The organism is Saccharothrix australiensis, from assembly GCF_003634935.1.
Classification (GTDB): Bacteria; Actinomycetota; Actinomycetes; order Mycobacteriales; family Pseudonocardiaceae; genus Actinosynnema; species Actinosynnema australiense.
The window spans coordinates 6,544,327-6,571,198 of record NZ_RBXO01000001.1 but is presented as its reverse complement, the minus strand read 5'-3'; the positions used below and the strand labels follow the sequence as shown (position 1 = coordinate 6,571,198).

27 protein-coding genes are annotated in these 26,872 nt (G+C 73.9%); 17 read left to right on the top strand and 10 right to left on the bottom strand.

Features of this window, described 5'->3' with window-relative positions; genetic code table 11:
- The first annotated feature begins 119 nt into the window (after positions 1-119).
- Both C8E97_RS27755 and C8E97_RS27750 read left to right on the top strand, forming a co-directional pair.
- The gene (locus tag C8E97_RS27755; RefSeq protein WP_121008350.1) at positions 120-1,346 is read left to right on the top strand and encodes a cytochrome P450 family protein; all 1,227 of its coding nucleotides are present in this window, start codon (positions 120-122) and stop codon (positions 1,344-1,346) included.
- On the top strand, positions 1,333-2,601 hold the full coding sequence (locus C8E97_RS27750) for an adenosylmethionine--8-amino-7-oxononanoate transaminase (protein WP_121008349.1): 1,269 nt from the start codon (positions 1,333-1,335) through the stop codon (positions 2,599-2,601). The genes C8E97_RS27755 and C8E97_RS27750 overlap by 14 nt, the downstream gene beginning before the upstream one ends.
- A 499-nt stretch (positions 2,602-3,100) precedes the next feature.
- Here C8E97_RS27750 and C8E97_RS27745 read toward each other — a convergent pair whose 3' ends face one another.
- On the bottom strand, positions 3,101-3,340 hold the full coding sequence (locus C8E97_RS27745; RefSeq protein ID WP_121008348.1) for a glutaredoxin family protein: 240 nt from the start codon (positions 3,338-3,340) through the stop codon (positions 3,101-3,103).
- A 60-nt stretch (positions 3,341-3,400) separates the two neighbouring features.
- Here C8E97_RS27745 and bioD point away from each other — a divergent pair, with 60 nt between their 5' ends.
- The 4 genes from bioD (at position 3,401) to C8E97_RS27725 (ending at position 6,118) form a co-directional block, all read left to right on the top strand.
- Positions 3,401-4,117, top strand: coding sequence for a dethiobiotin synthase (bioD, locus tag C8E97_RS27740; protein ID WP_121012555.1), 717 nt, complete (start codon positions 3,401-3,403; stop codon positions 4,115-4,117).
- A 150-nt stretch (positions 4,118-4,267) separates the two neighbouring features.
- Positions 4,268-5,284 carry a biotin synthase BioB gene (gene bioB, locus C8E97_RS27735; protein WP_121008347.1) on the top strand — a complete coding sequence of 339 codons (1,017 nt, stop codon included), beginning with the start codon at positions 4,268-4,270 and terminating at the stop codon, positions 5,282-5,284.
- On the top strand, positions 5,281-5,487 hold the full coding sequence (gene bsaP / locus C8E97_RS27730) for a biotin synthase auxiliary protein BsaP (protein WP_121008346.1): 207 nt from the start codon (positions 5,281-5,283) through the stop codon (positions 5,485-5,487). The genes bioB and bsaP overlap by 4 nt, the downstream gene beginning before the upstream one ends.
- Positions 5,488-5,527: 40 nt before the next feature.
- Positions 5,528-6,118, top strand: a complete 591-nt coding sequence (locus tag C8E97_RS27725) for a DUF2567 domain-containing protein (protein ID WP_211347294.1) — start codon at positions 5,528-5,530, stop codon at positions 6,116-6,118.
- Positions 6,119-6,401: 283 nt separating this feature from the next.
- On the opposite strand, the gene C8E97_RS27720 is transcribed toward C8E97_RS27725, so the two are convergent.
- The 4 genes from C8E97_RS27720 to C8E97_RS27705 all read right to left on the bottom strand — a co-directional run bounded on the left by C8E97_RS27720 (position 6,402) and on the right by C8E97_RS27705 (position 10,146).
- Positions 6,402-7,184: a putative hydro-lyase gene (locus tag C8E97_RS27720; RefSeq protein ID WP_211347293.1), complete on the bottom strand. Its 783-nt coding sequence runs from the start codon at positions 7,182-7,184 to the stop codon at positions 6,402-6,404.
- A 2-nt stretch (positions 7,185-7,186) separates the two neighbouring features.
- Positions 7,187-8,452 (bottom strand): MFS transporter, encoded by a 1,266-nt coding sequence (locus tag C8E97_RS27715; RefSeq protein WP_121008343.1) that lies wholly within the window; start codon positions 8,450-8,452, stop codon positions 7,187-7,189.
- A gap of 342 nt (positions 8,453-8,794) precedes the next feature.
- A complete protein-coding gene (locus tag C8E97_RS27710; RefSeq protein WP_121008342.1) occupies positions 8,795-9,460 on the bottom strand; it encodes an LON peptidase substrate-binding domain-containing protein in 666 nt (221 codons plus the stop codon).
- Positions 9,457-10,146 (bottom strand): NUDIX hydrolase, encoded by a 690-nt coding sequence (locus C8E97_RS27705; protein WP_170212009.1) that lies wholly within the window; start codon positions 10,144-10,146, stop codon positions 9,457-9,459. Before C8E97_RS27705 ends, C8E97_RS27710 begins: the two co-directional genes overlap by 4 nt.
- Before the next feature lie 66 nt (positions 10,147-10,212).
- Here C8E97_RS27705 and nadA point away from each other — a divergent pair, with 66 nt between their 5' ends.
- Genes nadA through nadC form a run of 3 tightly spaced genes read left to right on the top strand, consistent with a single transcriptional unit; the run spans position 10,213 to position 13,675 of the window.
- A complete protein-coding gene (nadA, locus tag C8E97_RS27700) occupies positions 10,213-11,232 on the top strand; it encodes a quinolinate synthase NadA (protein ID WP_121008341.1) in 1,020 nt (339 codons plus the stop codon).
- Positions 11,229-12,848: an L-aspartate oxidase gene (locus tag C8E97_RS27695; RefSeq protein ID WP_121008340.1), complete on the top strand. Its 1,620-nt coding sequence runs from the start codon at positions 11,229-11,231 to the stop codon at positions 12,846-12,848. Before nadA ends, C8E97_RS27695 begins: the two co-directional genes overlap by 4 nt.
- Complete coding sequence (gene nadC, locus C8E97_RS27690) at positions 12,845-13,675, top strand: carboxylating nicotinate-nucleotide diphosphorylase (RefSeq protein ID WP_121008339.1); 831 nt, start codon at positions 12,845-12,847, stop codon at positions 13,673-13,675. Before C8E97_RS27695 ends, nadC begins: the two co-directional genes overlap by 4 nt.
- Positions 13,676-13,786: 111 nt before the next feature.
- On the opposite strand, the gene C8E97_RS27685 is transcribed toward nadC, so the two are convergent.
- Entirely contained in the window at positions 13,787-14,710 is a 924-nt protein-coding gene (locus tag C8E97_RS27685; RefSeq protein WP_121008338.1) for a DUF2382 domain-containing protein, read from the bottom strand.
- Positions 14,711-14,867: 157 nt separating this feature from the next.
- Complete coding sequence (locus tag C8E97_RS27680; protein WP_121008337.1) at positions 14,868-15,641, bottom strand: carbon-nitrogen hydrolase family protein; 774 nt, start codon at positions 15,639-15,641, stop codon at positions 14,868-14,870.
- A gap of 29 nt (positions 15,642-15,670) precedes the next feature.
- On the opposite strand from C8E97_RS27680, the gene C8E97_RS27675 reads away from it, so the two are divergent.
- Positions 15,671-17,215: an ABC transporter substrate-binding protein gene (locus tag C8E97_RS27675; protein WP_121008336.1), complete on the top strand. Its 1,545-nt coding sequence runs from the start codon at positions 15,671-15,673 to the stop codon at positions 17,213-17,215.
- Here the strand turns inward: C8E97_RS27675 and C8E97_RS34965 are convergent.
- Positions 17,212-17,979 (bottom strand): hypothetical protein, encoded by a 768-nt coding sequence (locus tag C8E97_RS34965; protein ID WP_121008335.1) that lies wholly within the window; start codon positions 17,977-17,979, stop codon positions 17,212-17,214. The genes C8E97_RS27675 and C8E97_RS34965 overlap by 4 nt on opposite strands.
- A gap of 102 nt (positions 17,980-18,081) precedes the next feature.
- Here C8E97_RS34965 and C8E97_RS27665 point away from each other — a divergent pair, with 102 nt between their 5' ends.
- The gene (locus C8E97_RS27665; RefSeq protein WP_121008334.1) at positions 18,082-19,257 is read left to right on the top strand and encodes an aminotransferase class V-fold PLP-dependent enzyme; all 1,176 of its coding nucleotides are present in this window, start codon (positions 18,082-18,084) and stop codon (positions 19,255-19,257) included.
- On the opposite strand, the gene C8E97_RS27660 is transcribed toward C8E97_RS27665, so the two are convergent.
- Positions 19,238-20,545: a M14 family metallopeptidase gene (locus tag C8E97_RS27660; protein ID WP_121008333.1), complete on the bottom strand. Its 1,308-nt coding sequence runs from the start codon at positions 20,543-20,545 to the stop codon at positions 19,238-19,240. The genes C8E97_RS27665 and C8E97_RS27660 overlap by 20 nt on opposite strands.
- A gap of 616 nt (positions 20,546-21,161) precedes the next feature.
- On the opposite strand from C8E97_RS27660, the gene hisD reads away from it, so the two are divergent.
- The 4 genes from hisD to C8E97_RS34960 are packed head-to-tail and all read left to right on the top strand — an operon-like array spanning position 21,162 to position 24,329.
- Positions 21,162-22,478 carry a histidinol dehydrogenase gene (gene hisD / locus C8E97_RS27655; RefSeq protein ID WP_121008332.1) on the top strand — a complete coding sequence of 439 codons (1,317 nt, stop codon included), beginning with the start codon at positions 21,162-21,164 and terminating at the stop codon, positions 22,476-22,478.
- Positions 22,475-23,578 carry a histidinol-phosphate transaminase gene (locus C8E97_RS27650; protein ID WP_121008331.1) on the top strand — a complete coding sequence of 368 codons (1,104 nt, stop codon included), beginning with the start codon at positions 22,475-22,477 and terminating at the stop codon, positions 23,576-23,578. The genes hisD and C8E97_RS27650 overlap by 4 nt, the downstream gene beginning before the upstream one ends.
- Positions 23,575-24,174, top strand: a complete 600-nt coding sequence (gene hisB, locus C8E97_RS27645) for an imidazoleglycerol-phosphate dehydratase HisB (protein WP_121008330.1) — start codon at positions 23,575-23,577, stop codon at positions 24,172-24,174. Before C8E97_RS27650 ends, hisB begins: the two co-directional genes overlap by 4 nt.
- Positions 24,174-24,329: a hypothetical protein gene (locus tag C8E97_RS34960; RefSeq protein WP_170212008.1), complete on the top strand. Its 156-nt coding sequence runs from the start codon at positions 24,174-24,176 to the stop codon at positions 24,327-24,329. The genes hisB and C8E97_RS34960 overlap by 1 nt, the downstream gene beginning before the upstream one ends.
- A gap of 344 nt (positions 24,330-24,673) precedes the next feature.
- Here C8E97_RS34960 and soxR read toward each other — a convergent pair whose 3' ends face one another.
- Entirely contained in the window at positions 24,674-25,117 is a 444-nt protein-coding gene (soxR, locus tag C8E97_RS27630; RefSeq protein WP_425470677.1) for a redox-sensitive transcriptional activator SoxR, read from the bottom strand.
- Between the two features lie 71 nt (positions 25,118-25,188).
- On the opposite strand from soxR, the gene C8E97_RS27625 reads away from it, so the two are divergent.
- Positions 25,189-25,878: a thiamine pyrophosphate-dependent enzyme gene (locus C8E97_RS27625; RefSeq protein ID WP_121008327.1), complete on the top strand. Its 690-nt coding sequence runs from the start codon at positions 25,189-25,191 to the stop codon at positions 25,876-25,878.
- A 74-nt stretch (positions 25,879-25,952) separates the two neighbouring features.
- Positions 25,953-26,834, top strand: coding sequence for a transketolase family protein (locus tag C8E97_RS27620; RefSeq protein ID WP_425470675.1), 882 nt, complete (start codon positions 25,953-25,955; stop codon positions 26,832-26,834).
- Positions 26,835-26,872: the final 38 nt, after the last annotated feature.

The window sequence follows — 26,872 nt, the reverse complement described above, 5'->3', positions numbered from 1 at the left end:
TTTTCCGACACCCTGAGTACAACCCTTGCTCCGTTCGAGTGACATTTGGGCCGAACGGGGACGTCTCGCATTCGTCGAACGTTGAGTAAACAGGGTTAACTGATCAGAAGGGGTCTGTCATGGGGGAAGGCGCCACCGCCCTGGAAGTGCTCGACGACGAGTACTTCCAGGACCCGCACCGGTTCCACGCGGAGCTGCGCGAGCAGTCCGCCGCGCGCCAGGTCGTGCTGCACCGCGGCCTCAAGGTCTGGCTCGTCGGCCGGTACGACGAAGCCCGGTTCGTGCTCGCGGACCCGAGGTTCAGCAAGGAGTTCAGCGGCTTCGAGGAGCTGTTCGACAAGCACCACGTCGGCGAGGGCGACCGGGCCCGGTTCGACCAGTCGCTCGTGCAGCACATGCTCAACAGCGACCCGCCCAACCACACCCGCCTGCGCAAGCTCGTCAGCAAGGCGTTCACCGCGCGGCGGGTCGAGCAGCTGCGCCCGCGCATCCAGCAGATCACCGACGAGCTGCTCGACGCCGTCGCCGGGCAGGCCGAGGTCGACCTGGTGGACGCGCTCGCGTTCCCGCTGCCCATCACCGTCATCTGCGAGCTGCTCGACGTGCCGATGGACGACCGGGACGACTTCCGGCGCTGGTCCAACATCCTCGTGGGCGGCGACGAGCCCGCGGCCGTCGAGGAGGCGGGCGGCGCGATGGCCGCGTTCCTCTCCCGCCTGGTGGAGCACAAGCGCGCCAACCCCGGCGACGACATCTTCTCCGCCCTGGTGCACGCCACCGACGACAACGACCGGCTCGACCACACCGAGCTGGTGTCGATGGCGTTCCTGCTGCTGATCGCCGGCCACGAGACGACCGTCAACCTCATCGCCAACGGCGTCCACAACCTGCTGCTGCACCCCGAGCAGCTCGACAAGCTGCGCTCCGACCCGACGCTGCTGCCGGGGGCGATCGAGGAGTTCCTGCGCTACGAGGGACCCGTCAACCAGGCCACCTTCCGGTACACCACCGAGGACGTGGTGGTCGGCGACGTCACCATCCCGGCCGGGGAGATCGTCCTGGCGTCGCTGATCGCGGCGAACCGCGACGAGCGGCGGTTCCCCGACGCGGAGTCGTTCGACATCACCCGGCCCTCCGGCGGGCACCTCGCGTTCGGGCACGGCGTGCACTACTGCGTGGGCGCGCCGCTGGCCCGCCTCGAAGGGCAGATCGCCGTGGGCGCCCTGCTCGACCGGTACGACATCGGGCTCGCCGCGGCGCCGGAGACGCTGCGGTGGCGGTCCTCCACGCTCATGCGCGGGCTGTACACGCTGCCGATTAGCCTCTCGGCTCGTGGATCGCGATGAGCTGCTGAAACTGGACCAGGCGCACGTCTGGCACCCGTACGGCCCGATGCCGGGCACCCACCAGCCGCTCGTGGTCGAGGCGGCGGAGGGTGTCCGGCTCCGGCTCGACGACGGCCGGGAACTCGTCGACGGCATGTCGTCGTGGTGGGCCGCGATCCACGGCTACCGCCACCCCGTGCTCGACGCGGCGGTGCGCGACCAGCTCGGGCGGATGAGCCACGTCATGTTCGGCGGCCTCACCCACGAGCCCGCCGTCGCGCTCGCGGCCAGGCTGGTCGAGATCACGCCCGAGCCGCTGCGGCACGTCTTCCTGTGCGACTCGGGCTCGGTGTCGGTCGAGGTCGCCGTGAAGATGGCGCTCCAGTACTGGCGTTCGCGGGGCAGGCCGGGGAAGCGGCGGCTGCTGACGTGGCGCGGCGGGTACCACGGCGACACGTTCCAGCCGATGTCGGTGTGCGACCCGGAGGGCGGGATGCACTCGCTGTGGCGGGGGGTGCTGCCAGACCAGGTGTTCGCGTCCGCGCCGCCGGCCGCGCTGGAGACGGCGTACGTGGAGGAGTTGGCGCGGCTCGTCGAGGAGCACGCCGACGAGCTGGCGGCGGTGATCGTGGAGCCGGTCGTGCAGGGCGCGGGGGGCATGCGCTTCCACGACCCCCGGTACCTGCACGTGTTGCGGGAGTTGACGTTGACGCACGACGTGCTGCTGATCTTCGACGAGATCGCGACCGGGTTCGGGCGGACGGGCGAGCTGTTCGCGGCGGACCACGCCTCGGTCAGCCCGGACGTGATGTGCGTGGGCAAGGCGTTGACCGGTGGGTACCTGTCGATGGCCGCGACGCTGTGCACGGAGCGGGTGGCGGACGGGATCTCGCGCGGCGAGGTGCCGGTGCTGGCGCACGGGCCGACGTTCATGGGGAACCCGTTGGCGGCGGCGGTGTCGTCGGCGTCCATCGACCTGCTGCTGTCGCAGGACTGGCGAGCGTCCGTGGCGCGCATCTCGGACGGGTTGCGGGCGGGGCTGGCGGGCGCGCCGGGGGAGGTGCGGGTGCTGGGCGCGATCGGGGTGGTGCAGGTGGACCACCAGGTCGACATGGCGGCGGCGACGGCGGCGGCGGTCGAACACGGGGTGTGGTTGCGGCCGTTCCGCGACCTGATCTACACCATGCCGCCGTTCATCAGCACCGACGACGACGTAGCGGCGATCTCGTCGGCCGTGGTGGCGGCGGCACACGCATCACACGCGACCCAACCCTGACCGGCCACCTTCCGCCCCGCCTCGATCGCCCCACCTCGGCTCGCACCGGACCGGCGTCCCGCCCACGAAAGCGTACACTGTACCCAAACAAGGTGTCGGGATGACATCTGGTAAGCGTATGCCGTACGCAAACAAACGCGCGAGGGCTGGCCAAGCGGTAAGCGTATGGCGTACGCTTAACTCCAGGCGGCCAGGCGGGATTGGCCGGTCGGTGGCTGGGTGGCCAGGCTCGGCGGCCGGAAGTCGGCGGTTGCGCGGGCGGCGGTCGCCTGATGCGCCGGCTCCCCGGGGTTCCGGCCGACGTCTCTTCGCGGCGTTCCGGCTCCTCGCCGAGCCTGCTCGGCTCCGTCGCGTCCGACCGCGCGGCTGTCCCGCCGCCTACGCCCCGCTCACGCCCGATGCCGTCGCAACGGGGCCCTTCGACCGACTGCGTGTTCTTGCGGTTGAACTCTTCGCGCTGATGTCAGTGACTGACATCAGCGCGTTCCGTCCCCTCGGATCAGCCGTTGACGGCCGCCGCGAGCTGCACGTTCGTCGGCTCGACCAGCACCTGCCCGTCGGGCAGCACGATCACCGGGATGTTGCGGCGGCCACCGGCGATCTCCACGGCGCGGTCGCGTGCGGCGTCGTCGTGTTCCACGTCGACCTCGGTGAACGGCACTTCGTGCTCCCGCAGCCAAGCCTTGGCCCGCCGGCAGTCGCCGCACCAGTCCGCACCGTACAGAACGATCTCACCCATACGCGTGATGCTAGAACGTGGCCGGCCGCGACCCTCCGGGTAGTCGTAGGGTGAGTGGCCGTGAGCGTCCTCGTGATCACCGGAACGGGTACCGAGGTCGGCAAGACGGTGGTCGTCGCCGCGCTGGCCGCCCTCGCGGCGGCCGACGGCCGTCGGGTCGCCGTGCTGAAGCCCGCGCAGACCGGCATCGCCGCCGACGAGCCGGGTGACCTGGCCGAGGTGGTCCGCCTGGCGGGCCCGGTCACCACCCGTGAGCTGCGCCGCTACCCGGACCCGCTGGCCCCGGCGACGGCGGCCCGCCGGTCGGGCGCGCCCACCGTGCACCCGAGCGAGGTGGCCGCCGCCGCGTCCGCGCTGGACCGCGAGCACGACCTGGTGCTGGTCGAGGGCGCGGGCGGGTTGCTGGTGCGGTTCGACGACGACGGCACGACCATCGCCGACGCCGCGTGGGCGCTCAACGCTCCCGTGCTGGTCGTCGCGCACGCCGGGCTCGGCACGTTGAACACCACCGCCCTGACCGCCGAGGCCCTGCTGCGGCGCGGCCTGGAGTCGGTGGGCGTCGTGGTGGGCCGCTGGCCCGCCGAGCCCGACCTCGCCGCCCGGTGCAACCTGGTGGACCTCCCCGAGGCGGCCGGCGCCCCGCTGCTGGGCGTGCTGCCCGACGGCGCGGCGGGCCTGGGGCGGGCCGAGTTCGTGGAGATGGCGCGCGGCGCGCTGTCGCCGTGGTTCGGTGGCACGTTCGACCCGGAGAAGTTCGCCGCTCCGCACACCTGTTGACCCCCCGCCCCGGGGGTGGGCAGTGACGCACATCGCTGGGGCGTCGGCCCGGTGGTGCGGCAGACTGACCGCCGGACCATCGCCGGACCGCTGCCGGATCGCGGTCGGACCACCGTCGGACCGCCGCCGGCCGAACCCACTGGAGTAGCCGTGACCGCAGCCCCCGAACAGGTCGATGTCCTCGGCGTTGCCCGCGAGCAGGTGCTGGAGGGCGGCGTCGGCCTGTCCGAGGAGCAGGTGCTCGACGTGCTCCGGCTGCCCGACGACCGCATCCCCGAGCTGCTGGAGCTCGCGCACCAGGTGCGGATGCGGTGGTGCGGCCCCGAGGTCGAGGTCGAGGGCATCGTCTCGCTCAAGACCGGCGGCTGCCCCGAGGACTGCCACTTCTGCTCGCAGTCCGGCCAGTTCCCCTCGCCGGTCCGCTCGGCGTGGCTGGACATCCCCGGCCTGGTGCGGGCCGCCCGGCAGACCGCCGACACCGGCGCCACCGAGTTCTGCATCGTCGCCGCCGTGCGCGGCCCCGACAAGCGGCTGCTGTCGCAGGTCCGGGACGGCATCAAGGCCATCCGGGACGACGGCAACGACATCCAGATCGCGTGCTCGCTCGGGATGCTGACCCAGGAGCAGGTGGACGAGCTGGTCGCGATGGGCGTCCACCGCTACAACCACAACCTGGAGACCGCCCGCTCCCACTTCCCGAACGTCGTCACCACCCACTCCTGGGAGGAGCGGTGGGAGACGTTGCGGATGGTCCGCGCGGCGGGCATGGAGGTGTGCTGCGGCGGCATCATCGGCATGGGCGAGACCCTGGCCCAGCGCGCCGAGTTCGCCGTCCAGCTCGCGTCGCTGGAGCCCGACGAGGTGCCGCTGAACTTCCTCATCCCCAACCCCGGCACGCCGTACGAGGACTACCCCGTCGTCGAGGGCCCGGACGCGCTGCGCGTCGTCGGCGCGTTCCGCCTGGCGCTGCCGCGCACCATCCTGAGGTTCGCGGGCGGGCGCGAGGTGACGCTGGGCGACCTGGGCGCCAAGCAGGGCATGCTGGGCGGCGTCAACGCCATCATCGTCGGCAACTACCTCACCAACCTGGGCCGCCCCGCGCAGGACGACCTGGACATGCTCCGGGACCTGTCCATGCCGATCAAGGAACTGGGCAAGGCCCTGTGACCGCGACCGGGCAGGCGGTGTACTGCGGGTACTGCGGGCAGGGGCTCGACGGGTCGGACCACGCCGCGTGCGCGCGGCGGCTCGGCGTGGTCGACCCGCCCCGGTTCTGCGCGGCCTGCGCCCGCCGCATGGTGGTCCAGGTGACCCCGGCGGGCTGGACGGCGACGTGCAGCCGGCACGGCGCGCTCGACTCCGCGCGGTAGCCTGCGGTGCGTCGGTAGTCGGGCAGGGAGGTCGCGCGTGGTGGCGGAACAACCGGTTGACGAGCGGGCCGAACCCGTCCGGGTGCCGCCTGCCTTCGTCTACCGCTACGCGCCCGCGCGCCCGAGGGTGGTGGTGAAGCGCGACCTGCTGCCCGCGTTCGCCGTGCTGTCCACGATCGCGCTGTTCGGGCTGCCCGCCGGGTGGCTGTGGGCGTGGCTCGCGCCGCCGCAGAACGTGGTGGTCGCGCAGGACGCGTCGCTGGTGCCGGTGACGGGGGAGAGCTACCACCGGCTCGACGGGCTGATGCTGTTCGTGCTCATCGGGGTCGGCGCTGGCCTGCTCACCGGTGTCGCGGTGTGGCTGCTGCGGGAGCGGCGCGGCCCGGTGGTGCTGCTCGCCGCCGCGCTGGGCAGCGGGGTGGCGGCCTACCTGGCGCAGCGCACCGGTGTCGGGTCGGCCGCCGGCCGGTACGCGCCCGGCGCCGCGCCCTCGGTGGGTGACGTGCTCGCCCTCGCGCCCGTGCTGGAGACGTGGTGGGGCGTGCTGGCGTGGCCGCTGGGCACGGCGCTGGCCTACGGCTGCCTGGCGGCGTGGAACGGCATGGACGACCTCGGCCGCCGGCTCGGCTGACGGCCGCCGGCTCGGCTCGCGGTTGCGGGCTCGGCTCGCGGTTGCGGGCTCGGCTCGCGGTTGCGGGCTCGGCCGGCGGCTGCGGGCTCGGCCGGCGTGTTGCGGGCTCGGCCGGCGGCTGCCGGCCCGCCCGGTCGGCGGTCTGCTCGCGCGGATCGACCTCCGGCTCCCCGTGGACGGGTCACCGGCTCGGGCGGACCGGCCGCCGGTCCGGTCGGCGGCGGCCGGTCCACCCGGCGTCGACACGGCGGCCGGACCGAACGGCGGGGGGAGCGCCGGTCGGTCAGCACACGCGGTAGGTGTCGTCGCGGACGTCGGTGACGAACATGTGGCCCGGCGCGTGCGTGATCGCGAACGGCGGCCGGGACGCCATCACCGCCGCCTGCGGGGTGACGCCGCACGCCCAGAACACCGGCACGTCACCGTCGTGCGGCATGGTCGCGTCGCCGAAGTCGGGCCGGTCCAGGTCGGCGACGCCCAGCGCCGCCGGGTCGCCCACGTGCACGGGCGCGCCGTGGACCGCGGGCATCCGGGCGGTGACCGCGCGGGCCGTTTCGACGAGGTGCCCCGGCACGTACCGCATGCTCACCACCAGCGGCCCGTGCAGCCGGCCGGCCGGGCGGCACTCGCGGTCGGTGACGTACATCGGGACGTTGCGGCCCTGCTCGACGTACCGCAGCGGCACGCCGGCCAGCTTCAGCGCCGACTCGAAGGTGAAGCTGCACCCGATCAGGAACGCCACCAGGTCGTCCCGCCAGTGCCCGCCCGCGTCGGCGGGTTCGGCGACCAGCTCGCCGTGCTCCCAGACCCGGTAGCGGGGCACGTCGCACCGCAGGTCGGCGTCGGCCGCGAGGACGGTGCGGTGCCCGCCGGGCTCGGTCACGTCCAGCACCGGGCACGGTTTCGGGTTGCGCTGGGCGAACAGCAGCACGTCGTACGCCCAGTCGCGGGGCACGGCGATCAGGTTGGCCTGGGCGTAGCCCTCGGCGAGGCCCGCGGTCGGGCCGGTGGCGCTCCGCCGCACCTCCGCCGGCGTCGACGTGCCCCGCAGTGCGGCTTCCCCGATGGTCACAGCAGTTCCCTCCCTCGCGTCTCGGGCAGGCCGAGCAGGGCCAGCACGGCGATCCCGTAGGCCGCCGCGCCGAACACCATCGCCCCGCCGACGCCCATCCGGTCGGCCATGAACCCCACCAGGGCGGGGAACAGCGCGCCCACCGCGCGGCCGAAGTTGTAGGTGAAGCCCTGGCCGGTGCCCCGCAGCGCCGTCGGGTACAGCTCCGCGAGGAAAGACCCGAACCCGCTGAAGATCGCCGACATGCAGAACCCGAGCGGGAAGCCCAGGAACAGGATCGCGGTGTTCGCGCCCTCCGGGATCTGCGCGTAGGCCGTGATCAGCCCGGCGGACAGCACCGAGAACAGCGCGAACGTCCGCTTGCGCCCCCACCAGTCGGTGACGTACCCGCCGGTGACGTAGCCGATGAACGCGCCGGAGATGAGGAACGCCAGGTACCCGCCGGTGCCGATGACGGTGAGCCCGCGCTCGGACTTCAGGTAGGTGGGCAGCCACGTCGCCAGCGTGTAGTAGCCGCCCTGGACGCCGGTCGCGAGCAGCGACGCGAACAGCGTGGTGCGGGTCAGGTCGCCGGCGAAGATCGCCCGGAACGAGCCCCGGTGGTCGCTGCGCGCACGGCGTTCGTCGACCCGCGGCGCGTCCTCGACGGTCCGGCGGAGGTAGATGATCAGCACCGCGGGCAGCGCGCCGGTCCAGAACAGCACCCGCCAGGCGACGTCCGGCGGGAACAGGTGGAACACCAGCGTGTAGACGAGGACCGACAGCGCCCAGCCGGCCGCCCACGCGCTCTGGACGAACGCGACCGTGCGGCCCCGGTACCGGGGTTTGCAGTACTCGGCGACGAGGATCGCGCCCGCCGCCCACTCGCCGCCGAACCCGAGGCCCTGGAGGGCGCGGAAGACGAGGAGGGTCTCGTAGCTCGTGGCGAACCCGCACAGCACCGTGAACACGGCGTAGGTGACGACCGTGATCATGAGCGTGCGGACCCGGCCGATGCGGTCGGCCATGATGCCCGCGACCGCGCCGCCGATGGCGCTCACCACCAGCGTCACCGTGGTGAGCAGGCCCGCTTCGCCCTTGGTGATGCCGAAGTAGGCGGTGATCGCGACCAGGCCGAGGGGCAGGACCTGGAAGTCGTAGGAGTCCAGCCCGTACCCGCCGAACGCCCCGATGAACGCCTTCCTGCCGTTGCGGCCGAGGGTGCGGAACCAGGCGAACGGGCGGTCGTCCGTGCGGGTGGTGTCCGCGGTGCTGCTGCTCATCTCTCACCTCGCAGACGATGGAGTTGTGCGCCGGACCACACCGTAGAGGATTGTTGAACAATCCGACTAGAGGGCAATGGGACGAATCAACACGCGCGGGCGGGTGCGGCGGGCGAGGATCGGTCGCGGCGCGGGATGGCGGATCGGTGTGCCGGTCGCGTGCGGGCACGGCTCGCCCGGTGATCGCGGAACGGGGCGGGGCGCGTCGTCGATGGCCGTGGTGGTCGTCGCGCGCGGACGTGGCCCGGCTCGGCGATGGCGGAACGGAGCGGAGTGCGTCGTCGGTCGCGGTGGCCGTCGTTCGCGGGGCCCTTGGTTGCGGGATCGCCGGTTGCGGGGTCGTCAGTTGCGGTGGGGGAGGTTGCCCAGCTCGGCGATCGGCGCGGGCACCGCGCGCAGCGCCGAGATGATGCCCGCCTCGCGGTGCAGCACCCGGCGGACCAGGCGCAGCCGCCGCGCCTCCGAGCGCTCCTCCAGCAGGCGCTGCCGGTCCTCCAGCGTCAGCAGGCAGTCGCCGGCCAGCGCGTACGCCAGCCCCGGTGTCGTCGCCACCACCGGGTCGTCCTCGAACGCCGCCCGCCGGTAGCGGCGGAAGGCCGCCAGCGCGCCGTCGGTCAGCAGCGGCAGCACCTCCGCCACGTCGGCGGGCACCGGCACGTCCGGCACCCACTCGACCTCGCCCACCAGGTAGGGCGCGCTCGTGGCGTCGACGCCCAGCACCCGGAACCGCCGCCCGCCGGTGGTGGTGAGGTCGAAACGCCCGTCCGGCAAGGGTTTCGCGTCGACCAGCAGCGCCTCGCACCCCACGTCGTGCAGGGCGGTCGCGTTGCCGGGGCCGACCTCCCACCCCTGGCGGATCGCGACCACCCCGAACCCGCGGCCGGGCAGCTTCTCGGTCACCAGGTCCACCGTGAGCTGCCGGTAGCGCGGCTCGAACACGTGCAGGGGCATCGACGTCCCCGGCAGGAGCACGGTGCCCAGGGGGAACAACGGGAGCGTCGTGGTCACGTGCCCAAGCTACGGCTGCTCGGTGGCCGCAGCACGGCGAACGGATCGGTCACCCGCATCTCCCGCGACGCGAACCGGAACAACGCCGCCGGCCGCCCGCCGGACGGTCCGACCGGCGCGACCGCGCCCGTCGGCTCCAGCAGGCCACGCCGGGACAGCACGCGCTGGAGGTTGGTCGCCGACACCTGGTACCCGAGCGCCGCCGAGTACAGCTTGCGCAGCGCCGAGATGGTGAACTCCGGCGGCGCCAGGGCGAAACCCAGGTTGGTGTAGGACAGCTTGGACGCCAGCCGGTGCCGGGCGCGGCGGCAGATCGCCTCGTGGTCGAACGCCGTGGCGGGCAGCGCGTCCACCGGGTGCCACGCCGTGTCCGACGGCACCACCGGGTCCGTGTCGGACGGGACCAGGCCGAGGAACGCCGTCGCCACCACGCGTGGTCCGGGCACGCGTCCGGGCGCGCTGAAGACGGCCAGCTGCTCGACGTGCGTGAGCTGCCGCACGTCGACCTTCTCGGCGAGCTGCCGCCGGATCGACGCCTCGACGTCCTCGTGGTCGCCGAGCCCGCCGCCGGGCAGCGACCACCGGCGGGCGTGCGGCTCCCGCGCGCGTTCCCACAGCATGACCTGGAGTGATCCGGCTCTCACCTGGAGCACCGCGGCCAGCACCTCATGTCCCGCCAAGCCCACCGGCTGATACTATCGGCCACGTTTTCGCCCGATAGGCGAAAACTCGGCTGAAGGAGGAGAACCCCTATGGTCGCTACCGCCTACGTGGAGCGAACCTCGGACGGTGCGTACGACGGCATCACGCCGGACGCCGCCTGGCGGGACGAGGTGCTGGAGCTGGCGCGCACGCGGGACGCGGTGATCCTCGCGCACAACTACCAGTTGCCGGAGATCCAGGACATCGCGCACCACACCGGCGACTCGCTGGCGCTCAGCCGCATCGCCGCGGCGAGCGACGCGTCGACCATCGTGTTCTGCGGCGTGCACTTCATGGCCGAGACGGCGAAGATCCTGGCGCCGCACAAGACCGTGCTGATCCCGGACGAGCGCGCGGGCTGCTCGCTGGCCGACTCGATCACCGGCGAGCAGCTGCGCGCCTGGAAGGCCGAGCACCCCGGCGCGGTCGTCGTGTCCTACGTCAACACCACCGCCGAGGTGAAGGCGGAGACGGACATCTGCTGCACGTCGTCCAACGCGGTGGACGTGGTGGCGTCGATCCCCGCCGACCGCGAGGTGCTGTTCCTGCCGGACCAGTTCCTCGGCGCGCACGTCAAGCGCGAGACCGGCCGGGAGAACCTGCACGTGTGGGCGGGCGAGTGCCACGTCCACGCGGGCATCAACGGGCCCGAGCTGGCCGAGCGCGCGGCGGCCGACCCCGACGCCGACCTGTTCATCCACCCCGAGTGCGGCTGCGCCACGTCGGCGCTCTACCTCGCGGGCGAGGGCACCGTCCCGGCGGAGAAGGTGCGCATCCTCTCGACCGGCGACATGATCACCGCCGCGCGCGCGACGAGCGCCCGGTCGGTCCTCGTGGCGACCGAGGTCGGGATGCTGCACCAGCTGCGCCGCGCCGCGCCGGGGATCGACTTCCGCGCCGTCAACGACCGGGCCTCCTGCCGGTACATGAAGATGATCACCCCGGCGGCGCTGCTGCGCTGCCTGCGCGAGGGCCTCGACGAGGTGCACGTCGACCCCGACACCGCCCGGCGCGCGCGGGGCGCGGTGCAGCGCATGATCGAGATCGGCAAGCCCGGCGGCGGGGAGTGAGCACCCCGCTGTGGGAGGCGGGCGCCGACCTGGTGGTCGTCGGCACCGGCGTCGCGGGGCTGACGGCGGCGCTGCGCGCGCGTGAGCTGGGGCTGCGGGTGCTGGTCGTCACCAAGGCCGGCCAGGCCGACGGGAACACGCGGTGGGCACAGGGCGGCGTCGCCGTCGTCCTGCCCGGCGAGCACGACGCGGGCGACACGGTCGAGGCGCACGTCGCCGACACCCTGGTGGCGGGCGCGGGGCTGTGCGACGAGGACGCCGTGCGGGCCGTCGTCGGGGGCGGTCCCGCCGCCGTCACCGCGCTGCGGCGGCGGGGCGCGGTGTTCGACGCCGCCGCCGACGGCCGGCTGGCGCGCACCCGCGAGGGCGGGCACAGCGCGTTCCGGGTGGTGCACGCGGGCGGCGACGCGACCGGCGCGGAGGTGGAGCGGGCGCTGCTCGCGGCGGCGGGCGACGGCCGGGTCCCCGTGCTGGAGCGGCACGTCGCGGTGGACGCGGTGCGCACGCCGCTCGGCCAGGTGTGCGGGCTGCTGGTGCTCGCCGACGACGGCGTGCCGGGCGTGCTGACCGCGCCGGCCGTCCTGCTGGCCAGTGGCGGCCTCGGCCAGCTCTACCAGGCGACGTCCAACCCGGAGGTGGCGACCGGCGACGGGCTCGCGCTCGCGCTGCGGGCCGGCGCGGTCGCGGCGGACGTGGAGTTCGTGCAGTTCCACCCCACCGTGCTGTACACGGGGCGCGGCGCGCGCGGCCGGTGCCCGCTGGTCACCGAGGCGGTGCGCGGCGAGGGCGCGGTGCTGGTCGACGCGACCGGCGCGCGCGTGATGCGCGGCGTGCACCCGCTGGAGGACCTCGCGCCCCGCGACGTCGTCGCGGCGGCGATCACCCGGCACGTGGCGGACGCGCCCGGCGGCGTGGACGACCACGTGTTCCTCGACGCGACCGGCGTCGCCGACTTCGCGCGGCGGTTCCCGACCGTGCACGCCGCGTGCGCCGCGGCCGGCGTCGACCCGGCGCGGCAGCCGATCCCGGTCGCGCCCGCCGCGCACTTCGCGTGCGGCGGCGTGGTGTCCGATGTGGACGGACGCACCGGCGTCACCGGGCTCTACGCGGCGGGCGAGGTGGCCCGCACCGGCCTCCACGGCGCGAACCGGTTGGCCTCCAACAGCCTGCTCGAAGGGCTGGTGGTCGGCACGCGGGCCGCCGAGGCGGTCGCGGCCGACCTCGCGCTGGGCGTGCTCGCCCGCTGCGCGGGCGACGCGGAGCTGCCCACCGCCCCGGTGGCGGACCGGGACTCGTTGCAGCGCGTCATGAGCCGCTACGCGGCGATCGGGCGGGACGCCGAGGGCCTGGCCGTCGTCGGCTCGGTGCTCGACCTGTCCACTGTGGACCGGAAGCTGGACACCAGGGAACTGGTGGAGGACGCGGCGCTCACCGTGGCGGCGCGGGCTTTGATCGCGGCGGCGGCGGAGCGCGCCGAGTCGCGCGGCTGCCACGTGCGCACCGACGCGCCCGCGCGCGACGACGCGCGGTGGGCGCGCAGCCAGGTGGTGCGGCTCAACCCGTCGGGCCAGCCCGTGCTGGCCGACCCGGTGGCGGATTCGAGGGGAGTGGCATGAGTCCCGATCAGGACGACCTGCGCCGCGTCATCACGACGGCGCTGGCCGAGGACCTCCGCTACGGCGCGGACGCGACGACGGAGGCGACGGTGCCCGCCGACGCCGTGGCCGTCGCCGAGCTGACGCCGCGCCAGGCCGGTGTGCTCGCGGGCATCCCGGTGGCGCTCGCGGTGTTCGAGGAGGTGCTCGACGTCGAGGTGCTGGAACGCCGCGAGGACGGCGACAAGGCGGTGCCCGGCGAGCCCGCGCTGGTGGTGCGCGGGCCGGTGCGCGGCCTGCTCACCGCGGAGCGCACCGCGCTGAACCTGCTGTGCCACCTGTCCGGCATCGCGACGCTCACCGCCGCCTGGGTCGCGGAGGTCGCCCACACCCGCGCGCGGGTGCGGGACTCCCGCAAGACGCTGCCGGGCCTGCGGCTGCTGGAGAAGTACGCGGTGCGCTGCGGCGGCGGCGTCAACCACCGGCTCGGCCTCGGCGACGCCGTGCTGATCAAGGACAACCACGTCCGCGCGGCCGGCTCGGTCACCGCCGCGCTGGCCGCCGTGCGCGCCCACGCCCCGCACCTGCCGTGCGAGGTGGAGGTGGACTCGCTGGCGCAGCTGGACGAGGCCGTCGCCGCGGGCGCGGAACTGGTGCTGCTGGACAACTTCACGGCCGCCGAGTGCGCGGAGGCCGTGCGGCGGGCCGGTGGCGTCGCGCTGGAGGCGTCCGGCGGGCTGACCCTGGACGTGGCCCGCGCGTACGCCGAGACGGGCGTGGACTACCTGGCCGTGGGCGGGCTGACGCACTCCGCGCCGGCGCTGGACCTGGGGATGGACCTGCGCTGACCGCACCCCGGACCGGTGGCGCGCCGACCACCGGTCCGGGGTGACCGGGCGGCGGTCCGGCCGCGGCGGACCGCCCGCGCCCTCGCCGGAGGGCGCGGGCCGGGTCCCCGCTCAGTCGCGGTCGTCACGTTCGACCTCGACGCGCTCCTTGCGCACCTGGCCGCCGACCTCGCGCTGCTCGGTCACGGTCTTCTTGTCCAACCGCACCTTCTCGACCGGCTCCGCCCGCTTCTCGACGACGGGCTCCTGCCGCCGCAGCGTCACCTCGGCCTCCTCCTCCGCGAACGGCTCGCCGGTCGCGCCGTCGGCGGGCTCGGTCACCACGCGCACCTCCTCGCGCGTCACCGGCACGCTCACGTTCTGCTGCTCGGTCACGACGTGCTTGACCAGCCGCACGCGCCCGGCCCGCACCTCGCGGGTGCCGACGTCGAGGTGCTCCTCGTAGCGGGTCACCGAGTCGCCACCGGAGGCGCGGCCGCGAGCGCGGGTCCGCTCACCACCGACCTGCTCCCCGCGCGCGTGCTCGGTGCGGGCGTGCTGACCGCGCGCCTGCTCGCCGCGCATCTGTCCGCCGGTCGCCTGCCCGCCGGTCGCCTGTCCGCCGCGCATCTGCCCGCCGCGCATCTGTCCGCCGGTCGTCTGCCCACCGGTCGTCTGCCCGCCGCGCGCCTGCCCGCCGCGCCCGCCCGCCAACCGGTCGTGCTCGCCGGTGCTGGCGGTCGGGATCATGTCGTAGTAGCGGTACAGCTCGTCCTGCTGCGCGTCGGTCATGTGCTGGTCGTCGACGTCGATCCGCGGCGCGTCCTTGACCTTCTGCTTCTCCAGCGGCACCGTGATGTGCCCCTTGTCGATCCGGGCGTCCTGGATCGGCACGAACGTCTCCTTGAGCCCGAACAGGCCGGTGTGCACCGTGGCCCACATCGGCCGCCCGTCCCGGTCGTCCAGCCACACCTGCTTGACGGTCCCGATCCGCTCGCCGTGCGAGTCGAGCACGTCGCAGTCGTACAACCGGTCGACCTCGGCCTGGTTGATCATGGTGTCCCCTTCGCGTGGGATTCGTCACCTGCGAAGGCGGACTACCCCGGACGGGGCAACGGACCCGGTGGCCACACGGCCGTGTGCCCCACTTCGCCCGAAAGAAGTTCACGTTCCTCGGGGCGGGTGCACGACCGGGTCCCGCGACCGCAAGCCGCTACAGCCGGCGATTGGCCAGCACGGGCAGCGCCCGCCGCGCCCGCTCGACCGCCTCGACGTCGACGTCCGCGAACAGCACGCCGGGCTCGCCGCCCAGCCGGCCCTCCACGACGCCCAGCGGCGACACCACGGCGCTGTGCCCGATGCCCGTCGGCGCGCCGCCGTGGTCCTCACCGGGGTCGGCCTGCCCGCACGCCAGCACCCACGACGTGCAGTCCAGCGCCCGCGCCCGCACCAGCAGCTCCCACTGCTCCCGCTTGCCCGGACCCGCGCCCCACGACGCGGCCAGCACCACGGCCGCCGCGCCCCGGTCGGCCAACGCCCGGAACAGCTCGGGGAACCGCACGTCGTAGCAGGTCGCCAGGCCCAGCACCACGCCGTCGACCTCGACGGTCACCGGCGCCGCGCCGGGCGCGACGGTCCGCGACTCGGTGAAGCCGAACGCGTCGAACAAGTGGATCTTGTCGTAGCCGAGGTGCCGCCCGCCGCCGGTCACCAGCAGCGTGTTCGTCACCCGCCCGTCCGGCGACGGCGTGAACATGCCCGCCACGACCACCACGCCGTGCTCGTCCGCGACCTCCCGCACGGCGCTCGCCCACGGCCCGTCCAGCGGCTCGGCGACCGGGCCGAGCGGCACGCCGAACCGGCACTGGGTGGCCTCCGGGAACACCACCACCCGCGCGCCCGCCGCGCGCGCCACCCCGGCGCGCACCAGGTCGAGGTTCTCCGACGGGTCGGTGGACGACGTGATCTGGCACAGCGCGACACGCATGTCACCCACTCTAGGTAGGGTCGGGTCCCGTGCGCTCCCTGTTGCCCCCGCTGATCCTGATCACCCTGCTCGCCGCCGCCGGGTGCACGGGGACGACACCCAACGCGGAGGGCACGGCCGACGGCAGCTCGATCGTGCTGGCCGACAGCGCCGAGCCGACCACGCTCAACCCGCTGCTCGGCTACGGCGGCGAGGGCGTGTCCAAGCTCTACGACGGCCTGGTCGAGCACCGCGCGGACCGCTCCGTGCGGCCCCGCCTCGCCGCCGAAGCGCCGCGCCCGTCCGCCGACGGCCGGTCCTGGACGGTGCGGCTGCGCGACGACGTGAAGTTCTCCGACGGCTCCTCGTTCGGGCCCGAGGACGTGGTCGCCACCTACCGGGCCCTGCTGGACCCGGCGTCGGGCTCCACCGAGCGCGCCCGGTTCGCCGGCCTCGGCGGCGTCGAGCAGCTCGACGTGCACACCGTGCGGTTCGCGCTGACCGAGCCGTGGGCGGCGTTCCCGCACCTGCTGACGCTCGGCGTGCTGCCGAGCGAGGCGTTCGGCGTGCCGCTCAAGGACGTCAAGCCGGTCGGCACCGGCCCGTACCGGCTGGCGGACTGGCGCAAGGGCGACCGGCTGGTCCTGGAGTCCAACCCGGCGCACTTCGGCGGCGAGCCCGCGATCCGCAAGGTGACCGTGGTGTTCGTCCCCGACGACAACACGCGCGCGCAGCGCATGCAGGCGGGCGAGTTCGACGGCGCGGAGCTGCCGCCGCGCCTGGCGCAGCCGTTCGGCTCGTCCGCCGGGATGCGCGTGGTCACCCACCGCTCCGCGGACCTGCGCGCCGTCACCCTGCCCACGGCGGGCCCGGTGACCGGCGACCCGGCGATCCGCATGGCGCTCAACCACGCCGTCAACCGCAAGGGCCTCGTCGACAACCTGCTGGGCGGCAAGGGCTCGCCGGCCGCCACCCCGATCCCGGACACCCTGCCGGAGTTCCACGACCCGGCGGCGACCTTCCCGCACGACAAGACCCAGGCGGAACTCCTGCTCGACCAGGCGGGCTGGGCACGCGGCGAGGACGGCGTGCGCGCCCGCAACGGCGTGGCCGCCCGGTTCACCCTCATGTACCCCATCGGCGACGTGGTGCGGGCCGACCTGGCGACGGCGTTCGCGGCCGACGCGAGAACCGTGGGCGTCGACGTCCAGCTGGCCGGCCTGAGCCGGGAGGCCATCGCGCCGCGCCTGGCCGCCGACGCCCTCCTGCACGGCGGCGGCACCCCGTTCGACCCGGACCTGACCGCCTACCAGCCGCTGCACACCGGCAACCCGTGGGGCTACACCAACCCGCGGGTGGACGCGACCCTGCACACCGGGCGCACCCAGCTCGACCCGGCGCAGCGCGCGGCGGCGTACCGGCAGTTCCAGCACGCCTACCTGGCCGCTCCGGGCATGGTCGTGTTGGCGGTCACGCAGCACACCTACGTGCTGCGCGACAACTGGACGGGCTACGAGGAGGTCGTCGACCCCTACGCGCACGGCGCGCTGTCCTGGGGCCCGTGGTGGAACCTGGAGAAGTGGACCCCGCGCTAAGGCGCTTCCCAGACGGCGCCCCTCAAGGTCATGGAGTTGTCCAGGTCGGCGCCGACGCGGGTGACCTCCACGTAGCCGACGCGCCCTTCCGTGGTCGCGAAGCACACCCGTGAGCCCACCGCGACCGGCACGCGGTGCACCCCCACGTGGCGGTTCAGCTCCTCCGCGCACCGCGCGCGGTCGGGCGGGACGTCACCGCGCCAGAGGGCGAGCGCGTGGCCTTCGAGCCGTTCCCTGGTGCCGAACTCCACGTCGCTGCCGGGCGCGCGCGCCAGTCGCGCGGTCGGCCGCGCCTGGTCGAAGTCGAGACCGCCGTAGCCCAGCCCGTCCAGCTCCACGTCGCCCGACCACCACGTCCCACCGGCCGGCGGCGCGGTCGGGGAGGTGGTCGTGCTGGTGGCCGTGGTGGTCGTGGAGGTCCGGTCGGTGGTGGTCGTGGAGGTCCGCGGCGTCCCGTCGTCCGCGCCCGCCGTGGCCCGCGCGGGCGGGGCCCCGACGGCCGTACCGGCCACCGTGCGCTCCCGGAACGCGAGGGCCACCAGGAACCCGACCAGCAGCAGCGCGACGGCCGCCACCGCGAGCGGCCACGGCCGGTGGCGGGCGTCCGGCGGCGCGGACATGTACAGGTTGTCGATCCGCGCGGCCTGCACGCCCTGCGTCAACGACGGGGTGTTGATCTCGTTGTGGCTGCCCGGCTCGTCGCGTGCGGTGTCCCCGGACCCGGACCCGGACCCGGACCCGGCTCCCGGCGGCTCGACGACCATCGCACCTCCGTCTCGCGGTCCCCCCACGCAATGGTGTACACGATGAGGTGACAGGTCGACCGGAGAACCGGGCCGGCCCGAGACCACCACTGGGGGACGAACGTGATCGACCTGGCCGCCGTGCGCGCCGACACACCCGGCGCGACCCGAGGGGTCTTCCTGGACTCGGCGGGCTCCTCGCTGCCGCCCCGGCCCGTGCTGGCCGAGGTGATCGGCCACCTCGAGCGCGAGGCCGAGATCGGCGGCTACGCCGCCGCCCGCGAACGCGCCGACGACCTGGAGGCCGGCTACGGCGTGCTCGCCGAGCTGCTGGGCGCGGAACCGGACGAGATCGCCTTCACCGACAGCGCCACCCGCTCCTGGCTCGCGGCGTTCGACGCGATCCCGCTGGGCGCGGGCGACCGGGTCCTGGTCACCGAGGTCGAGTACGCGGGCAACGCCATCCCGATCCTGCACCGCGCGCGCCAGGTCGGCGCGGAGGTCGTGGCGGTGCCGTCGGACGCCTCCGGCCAGCTCGACCTCGACGCCCTCGACCGGCTGCTGGACGAGCGCGTCAAGCTGGTCTCACTGGTGCACGTGCCCACCAACAGCGGCCTGGTCAACCCCGTCCGCGAGGTCGCCGACGCGGCGCACCGGGTCGGCGCGCTGGTGCTGCTGGACGCCTGCCAGTCGATCGGCCAGCTGCCCGTGCGGGCCGACGAGCTGGGCGTCGACCTGATCTCCGGCACCGGCCGGAAGTGGCTGCGCGGACCGCGCGGCACCGGCGTCCTGGTCGTGCGGCGCGGCGTGCGCGACCGGCTGCGGCCCAGGCTGGTCGACCTGCACAGCGGCCAGTGGGTCGGACCGGACGAGATCAGGCTGCGCGAGGACGCCCGCGTGCACGAGCTGTGGGAGACCAGCGTCGCCGACCGGCTCGGCCTCGTCGCCGCCGCCCGGTACGCCCTCGACCTGGGGCTGGACGAGATCGCCTCGGCGGTCGGCGACCGGGCCGAGCGGCTGCGGCGCGGCCTGCGCGAGCTGCCCGGCGTCGAGGTGCGCGACATCGGGCGGCGGCACGCCGGGATCGTCACCTTCACCGTCGAGGGCCGCACCGCCGACGAGGTCGCCGCGCGGCTGGCGGACGACGGCGTCACGGTCACCGCCAGCCGCGTCGGCTCGACGCGGCTGGACATGACCCGGCGCGGGCTCGGCGAAGTCGTCCGGGCGTCGCCGCACTACTTCACCGAGCCCGCGCAGGTCGACCGGGCGGTGGAGGCCGTCAGCAGGTGCGGCCGATGATGCGCGGCGCGCAGTCCGAGTAGCTCAGGAACAGCTCCACGGCACTGTCGTTGCGGGCCGTCTGCGCCGCGATGACGGTGTCGCGCGGGTAGAACCCGCTCGTGCCGCTGCCGGTCTTGGGGTACATCTCGAAGGTGTAGCTCCAGATCTTGTGCGCGTTCCACATCCAGTCGTTGACGCTGCCGTCGGTGATGTAGAGGTCGCTCGACTGCTCCGGGGTGTAGCCGTTCAACGCCGCCATCCGCCTGCCGAGCGTGGCGAACACGTTGGCCTGCGTGGCGTCCAGGCCGGGCGCGGTGTCGTTGTAGGTGTAGCCGTAGGGCCACAGGATCAGCTCGGAGTAGGTGTGCCAGTCGATGTGCGTCTTGATCTGCTGCGTGCCGCCCACGACCCGGCTGTTCACGAAGTCCCGGACGCGCTGGGTCTCGGGCGCGGAGAACGCCGACGGGCCGCGGTAGGTCTCGCTCGACGGGCTGCCGCTGGAACCGCCGCAGCAACCCCACTGGTAGCCCCAGTTGCGGTTCGGGTCGGTGCCCTGGCCCTGGCGGTTCTTCCGCCACGCGCGGAACTGGCCGGTCGCGATGTCGTACTCGGCTCCGTCCGGGTTGACGCTGGGGATGACCCAGATCTCGCGCGAGTCGACCAGGTTCTTGATGTTCGCGTTGGTGGCGTAGCCGTCGGTGTACTGCTTGATGATGCGCAGGCACATCTCGACGGTCAGGTGCTCACGGGCGTGCTGGTTGCAGGTGAACAGCACCTCCGGCTCGTTCTCGTCGGTCGCCACGTTGTCGCTGATCTTCAACGCCCACAGGTCCCGGCCTTCGTGGGACTTGCCGATGCTGCTCAACTTCACCAGGCTGCCGTGGTCGGCGACGGTCTGGTTCAGCTCGGCGACCATCTCCCGGTGGTTGTGGTAGCCCGCGTAGCCGGAGGGGAAGTCCCGCGCGCCGACGTCCCCGGTCGGGTCGGTGAAGTCGGCCTTGCCGAGCGCGCCCAGCTGGGCGTCGGCGTCGCCGAGGTCCTTCAGCCGCAGGCCGGTGGCGCGCAGCGCCGCCCGCTGCCGGGGCTGGGCGATCACGGTGAGGGTCGACCCGTTCAAGCCGAGCACGTCCACGCCCGTGCGGGCCACGCGGGTCCGGGCCTCCGGGGTGCTCGCGGTGACCTCGAACAGGGTCCGCTCGGGCGTGCCGGTCGTGTTCGGCTGGGCCGCCACCGTGTTCAGGGGCAACACCAGCGTCAGGCACGCGCCGAGCACGGCGGCCGCCAGGCCGCGCCGCTTGGATGACATTGCGCCTCCATCATCAGCAGGGTTTGCGACGGAGTTGTGCCTACGCAGGGTGGCGTGCGGGTCACAGGGCGGCATAGCCCCCGTTTGTCGGGTATCCGGAACCGGACACGGCTGACAGTTGACACCACGCCCGTAGCGCCCCTGCTCGGCCCAGCGGTTCGTCCGTCCGGCCCAGCGGGCGTCGGTGCGCGGTACCGGGGGTGTCCGGCGTGACGGCAGGTCGGTGGCGCGGGTGGCCGCCGGCGCGAGGTGGGCCGTGGCCACTGCCGACGGAGGAAGCGATCCGCGGTGATGTCAGTCACTGACATCAGATGAAAAGACATCCGAGCCGCCACGACCGACACCACGCGCGTCGAGCGACGACGGTGGACCCGTACCAGTGGTCGCGGCACCGAGGCGGGTCACGGGGCTGGTGTCCAGGCCGACACGCCGCACGGCAGGAGCACGTTCGGCGCTGTGGGGTGGCTGTTGTCGGGTGGCTGCTGGCCGGTGGCTGCCGTCGGGTGGCTGCCGTCGGGTGGGCTGCCGTCGGGTGGCTCCGCGCGGCGTTTCGCGGGACGCGGGAGTTCCGGGGTGGGCCTGCGTCCACGTGAGCCGGACGGCTTACCCTTGAGCCATGCTCAACCGCGTCGACCTGCGAGGTCGAGTCCCGTCTCCGGCCGAACTGCGCGCCGCGCTGCCGCGCGCCGAAGTGGACGTCGACGCGGTGCTGCATCAGGTGCGGCCGATCGTGGCGGCCGTGCGGGAGCGCGGCGTGCCCGCCGTCCTGGAGTTCGGCGAGCGGTTCGACCAGGTTCGGCCCGCGACCGTCCGCGTGCCGGCGGCCGAGCTGGACCGGGCGCTCGCGGGGCTGGACCCGGCCGTGCGCGAAGCCCTGGAGGAGTCCATCGCGCGGGCCCGCGCGGTGCACGCCGACCAGCGCCGCACCGACACCACCACCCGCGTCGTGCCCGGCGGCACGGTGACCGAGCGCTGGGTGCCGGTGGCGCGGGTGGGCCTCTACGCGCCCGGCGGCCTCGCCGTCTACCCCTCCAGCGTGGTCATGAACGTCGTGCCCGCGCAGCTCGCCGGCGTGTCGTCGCTGGTGGTGTGCTCGCCGCCGCAGGCCGAGTTCGACGGCCTGCCGCACCCGACGATCCTGGCCGCCGCCGCGCTGCTCGGCGTCACCGAGGTGTGGGCGGTCGGCGGCGCGCAGGCCGTGGCGCTGCTCGCGTACGGCGGGGTCGACACCGACGGCGGCGACCTCGCGCCGGTCGACCTGGTCACCGGGCCCGGCAACATCTACCTCACCGCCGCCAAGCGGCTGCTGCGCGGCCTGGTCGGCATCGACTCCGAGGCCGGCCCGACCGAGATCGCGATCCTCGCCGACGACACGGCCGACCCGGTGCACGTGGCCGCCGACCTGATCAGCCAGGCCGAGCACGACACGCTCGCCGCGAGCGTCCTGGTGACGACGTCCACCGCGCTCGCCGACGCCGTGGACGCCGAGCTGGCGCGCCAGGTCGCCGCGACCAAGCACGCCGAGCGCGTCCGCACGGCGCTGACCGGCAGGCAGTCCGGCGCCGTGCTGGTGTCCACCGTGGACGACGGCCTGGCGGTGGTCGACGCGTACGCCGCCGAGCACCTGGAGGTCCAGACCGCGCGGGCGCGCGAGGTCGCCGCACGGGTCCGCGCGGCCGGCGCGATCTTCGTCGGACCGCACTCCCCGGTGTCGCTGGGCGACTACTGCGCCGGCTCCAACCACGTGCTGCCCACCGGCGGCTGCGCGCGGCACTCGTCGGGGCTGTCCGTGCAGACGTTCCTGCGCGGCATCCACGTCGTCGACTACAGCGAGGACGCGCTGCGCGAGGTCGCGTCGAAGGTGGTCGCGCTGGCCGAGGCCGAGGACCTGCCCGCGCACGGCCAGGCCGTCACGGCGAGGTTCCGCGGATGAGCCCGATCGGCGAGCGGGTCGCCCTGGCCGACCTGCCCCTGCGCGAGGACCTGCGCGGGCGCACGCCCTACGGCGCGCCGCAGCTCGACGTCCCGGTGCGGCTCAACACCAACGAGAACCCGTACCCGCCGACGCCGGCACTCGTCGCCGACGTGGCGCGCGAGGTCGCGGCGGCGGCGGCCGGCCTGCACCGCTACCCGGACCGCGACGCGACCGCCCTGCGCCGCGACCTCGCGGCCTACCTGTCGACGGCCGCGGGCGTGCCGCTGACCGAGCGGAACCTGTGGGCCGCCAACGGCTCCAACGAGGTGCTCCAGCAGATCCTCCAGGCGTTCGGCGGTCCCGGCCGCACCGCGCTGGGCTTCGAGCCGTCCTACTCCATGCACCCGATCATCGCGTCGGGCACGCGGACCGAGTGGTCGCCCGCGCCCCGCCGCGCCGACTTCTCGCTGGACACGGCGGCGGCGGCCGCGATCGTCGCCGAACGGCGCCCCGACGTGGTGTTCCTGACCAGCCCGAACAACCCGACCGGCCAGAGCGTCCCGACCGAGGACCTGCGCGCCGTCGTCGAGGCCGCGCCGGGGATGGTCGTCGTGGACGAGGCGTACGCCGAGTTCTCGTCGCGGGAGAGCGCGGTCACGCTGCTCGCCGACCACCCCGAAAAGCTCATCGTCAGCCGCACCATGAGCAAGGCGTTCGCGTTCGCCGGCGGCCGCCTCGGCTACCTGGCCGCCGCGCCCGCCGTGGTGGACGCGCTGCTGCTGGTGCGGCTGCCCTACCACCTGTCGGCGCTGACGCAGGCGGCGGCGCGTGCCTCGCTGCGGCACTCGGCGGAGACCCTCGGCTCGGTGGCGCTGCTCGCCGCCGAACGCGACCGCGTCGCGGAAACGTTGGCGGGCATGGGTTTCGACGTCGTGCCGAGCGACGCGAACTTCGTGCTGTTCGGGCGGTTCGAGGACGCGCACGCGACGTGGCGGTCCTACCTGGAGCACGGCGTGCTGATCAGGGACGTCGGCATCGCGGGTCACCTACGGGTGACGGTCGGCACTCCGGAGGAGAACGACGCGTTCCTCGCGGCGAGCAAGGAGGTTGGCCGGTGAGCCGGGTCGGCAAGGTGGAGCGGACCACCAAGGAGTCGTCGGTGCACGTCGAGGTGGACCTCGACGGCACGGGCCGGGTCGAGATCGCGACCGGGGTCCCGTTCTACGACCACATGCTGACGGCGCTGGGGGTGCACGGTTCGCTGGACCTCGTCGTGCGGGCCACCGGCGACGTGGAGATCGACGCCCACCACACGGTCGAGGACGTGGCCATCGTGCTGGGCCAGGCGCTGCGGGAGGCGTTGGGGGACAAGGCGGGCATCCGCCGGTTCGGCGACGCGTGGATCCCGATGGACGAGACGCTGGCGCACGCGGCGGTGGACGTCTCCGGGCGGCCGTACTGCGTGCACGTGGGCGAGCCGGCGGAGTACAACACGTTCACCATCGGCGGCAACTACCCGTTCGTGCTCAACCGGCACGTGTTCGATTCGCTGGCGTTCCACGCCGGTATCGCGCTGCACGTGCGGGTCGAGTACGGGCGCGACCCGCACCACATCACCGAGGCCCAGTTCAAGGCGGTCGCGCGGGCGCTGCGCGCGGCGGTCGAACCCGATCCTCGGGTCGGCGGCGTGCCGTCCACCAAGGGCGTCCTGTAATGCCCAAGGAGTACGTCGTCATCGGGCTGCTCGCCCTGGCGGGGTTCCTGATCGGCGGCGTGTACAGCACGTGGAAGACGGCTCGCGGGCTCGCGGTCGTCCTCGGCGTGCTGGCCGTCGTCGCGGTGGGCGGCGCGATCCTCTGGCTCCAGTAGGCGGTGCCCGCGCGCCTCGGTGGGGTGCTGCCCGGCCGGGGTGCTGCCGGGCGGTGGTGCCCGGTGGCGCGGTGCTGTCGGGTGGCGCGGTGCTGTCGGGTGGCGCGGTGCTGTCGGGTGGCGCGGTGCTGTCCGGCCGGGGTGGTGCGGTGTCGTCCCGCCGGTGCTGGTTCAGGGTATCGGTGCGCGCAGGTAGCGCGGTGGCACGGCGGCGGTCAGCCACACGCCGTTCGCGCTGACGCGGGACTCGTGCCCGTCGGCGTGCACCCGGCCCGCCGCCACCTCCAGCACGACCGGCCCGCCCCGCCGGGAGCCGACGCGGATCGCCGTGTCGGCGGTCGCGGTCAGGTCCCGCCCTCGCAGGCCGGCTTCAGCTTGGGCGCGCCCGGACCGTCGACGGCCTGCTCGTCCTCGAAGTTGTGCAGGAAGCAGCTCCGCAGCGACAGGCAGCCGCACCCGATGCACGACGTCAGCCGGTCGCGCAGGCGGATCAGCGCGTCGATCCGCGCGTCCAGCTCCGTCTGCCAGGACGCGGACAGCCTGCTCCAGTCGGACTTGGTCGGCGTCCGGTTGTCGGGCAGCGTGGCCAGGGCGTCGTGCACGTCCTCCAGGCTCAGCCCCACGCGCTGCGCCGTGCGGATGAACGCCAGCCGCCGCAGCACCGAACGCGCGTAACGCCGCTGGTTGCCCGCCGTGCGCTCGGACGTGATCAGGCCCCGTTCCTCGTAGAATCGCAGCGCGGTGTGCGGCACGCCGCTCCGCTCGGCCACCTGACCGATGGTCAACATCTCCGGCAACTTGCTCACCTGCGCATGGTATGCCTTGACCTCGACTTAAGTCGAGGTTGTTTGGTGGGTTCATGGCAGTGGTGAACGAGCTGGGATTCGCGGACATCCCCGCGCTGTTCCAGCGGATGACCGGGGATGAGAAGCACGAGTGGGCGGCGGCGTCCACGCTGCACGTGCTGTGGGTGCTCTACGACCGGGTGCTGAACGTGTCGCCGGACCGGGTGGACGACCCGGACCGCGACCGGTTCCTGTTGTCGAAGGGGCACGGGCCGATGGCGTACTACGCGGTGCTCGCCGCGAAGGGCTTCCTCGATCCGTCCACATTGGATGGTTGGACGGGGTGGGACTCGCCGCTCGGCCAGCACCCGGACCGGGTCCTGGTGCCGGGTGTCGAGATCAGCAGCGGCTCGCTGGGGCACGGGATGCCGATCGGGGTCGGCGTGGCCCTCGGGCTGCGCCTACAGGGCCGTTCGCCGCGGGTGGTCGTGCTGGTGGGTGACGCCGAGCTGGACGAGGGCAGCAACCACGAGGCGATCGTCCTGGCGGGGCGGATGGGCCTGGAGAACTTCACCGTGGTGGTGGTGGACAACGAGTCCGGCACGCACGGGTGGCCCGGCGGCATCGCCGCGCGGTTCGCGGTGGAGGGCTGGGAAACATCCACAGTGGACGGACGGGATCAGGACGCCCTGTACGAGGCGTTCACGGCGGAGCACCCCGGTCGCCCGTTGGCCGTGGTGGCTCGGATCAGCGAGGTGGAGTGATGGCGTCGAAGTCGGGTTCGGGCACGGCAGGGGCCGCGGCCGTGGCGGAGGGCGGGGGTGCGTCGGAGCGGACGATGCGCCAGGTGTTCGTGGAGACCGTGGAAGGCGTGATGGCCCACAACCCCGGGGTGGCCGTCGTGCTGGCGGAGATCTCCCGCGACGCTTTCCGGCCTGGGCCGCGCGTGATCAACGTCGGGATCCGCGAGCAGGCGATGGTCGGCGTCGGCAGCGGCCTGGCGCTGAGCGGGTTGCGCCCGGTGGTGCACACCTACGCGCCGTTCCTCGTCGAGCGGCCGTTCGAGCAGATCAAGCTGGACTTCGGGCACCAGGACGTCGGCGGGGTGTTCGTGAGCATCGGCGGCTCGTACGACGACCCGGTGTGGGGGCGGACCCACCAGGCGCCGGGCGACGTGGCGCTGTTCGACACGCTGCCGGGCTGGCGGATCCACGTGCCCGGCCACGCGGACGAGGTCGAGCCCGTCGTCCGCGCCGCGCTGGCCTCGGACGACCGCGTGTACATCAGGTTGTCACTGCGCCAGAACGCGGTCGCCCGCCCGGTGGCGGAGGGGTTCACCGAGGTGCGGCGCGGTTCGGCGGGTGTCGTGGTCGCGGTGGGCCCGATGCTGGACCCGGTGCTGGAGGCCACGGCGGGGGTGGACCTGACGGTGCTGTACGCGACCACCGTGCGCCCGTTCGACGGCCGGGGCCTGCGGGCCGCGGTGTCCGGGGGACGGGCCGACGTGCTGCTGGTCGAGCCGTACCTGGAGGGCACGTCGGCGTTCCGGGTGGGTGAGGCGCTGGCCGACGTCCCGCACCGGCTGCGGTCGCTGGGCGTGCGGCGGGACGCGGAGCTGCGGGCGTACGGCACGGCCGAGGACCACGACTCCGCGCACGACCTGGACGTGGTGGGCATCGCGGCGGCGGTTCGGCGGATGTTCGGTTCGGCGGCGGTGTGAGCGTCCGACGCCGCGCCGGCGGTTCGGCAGCCGTTGGT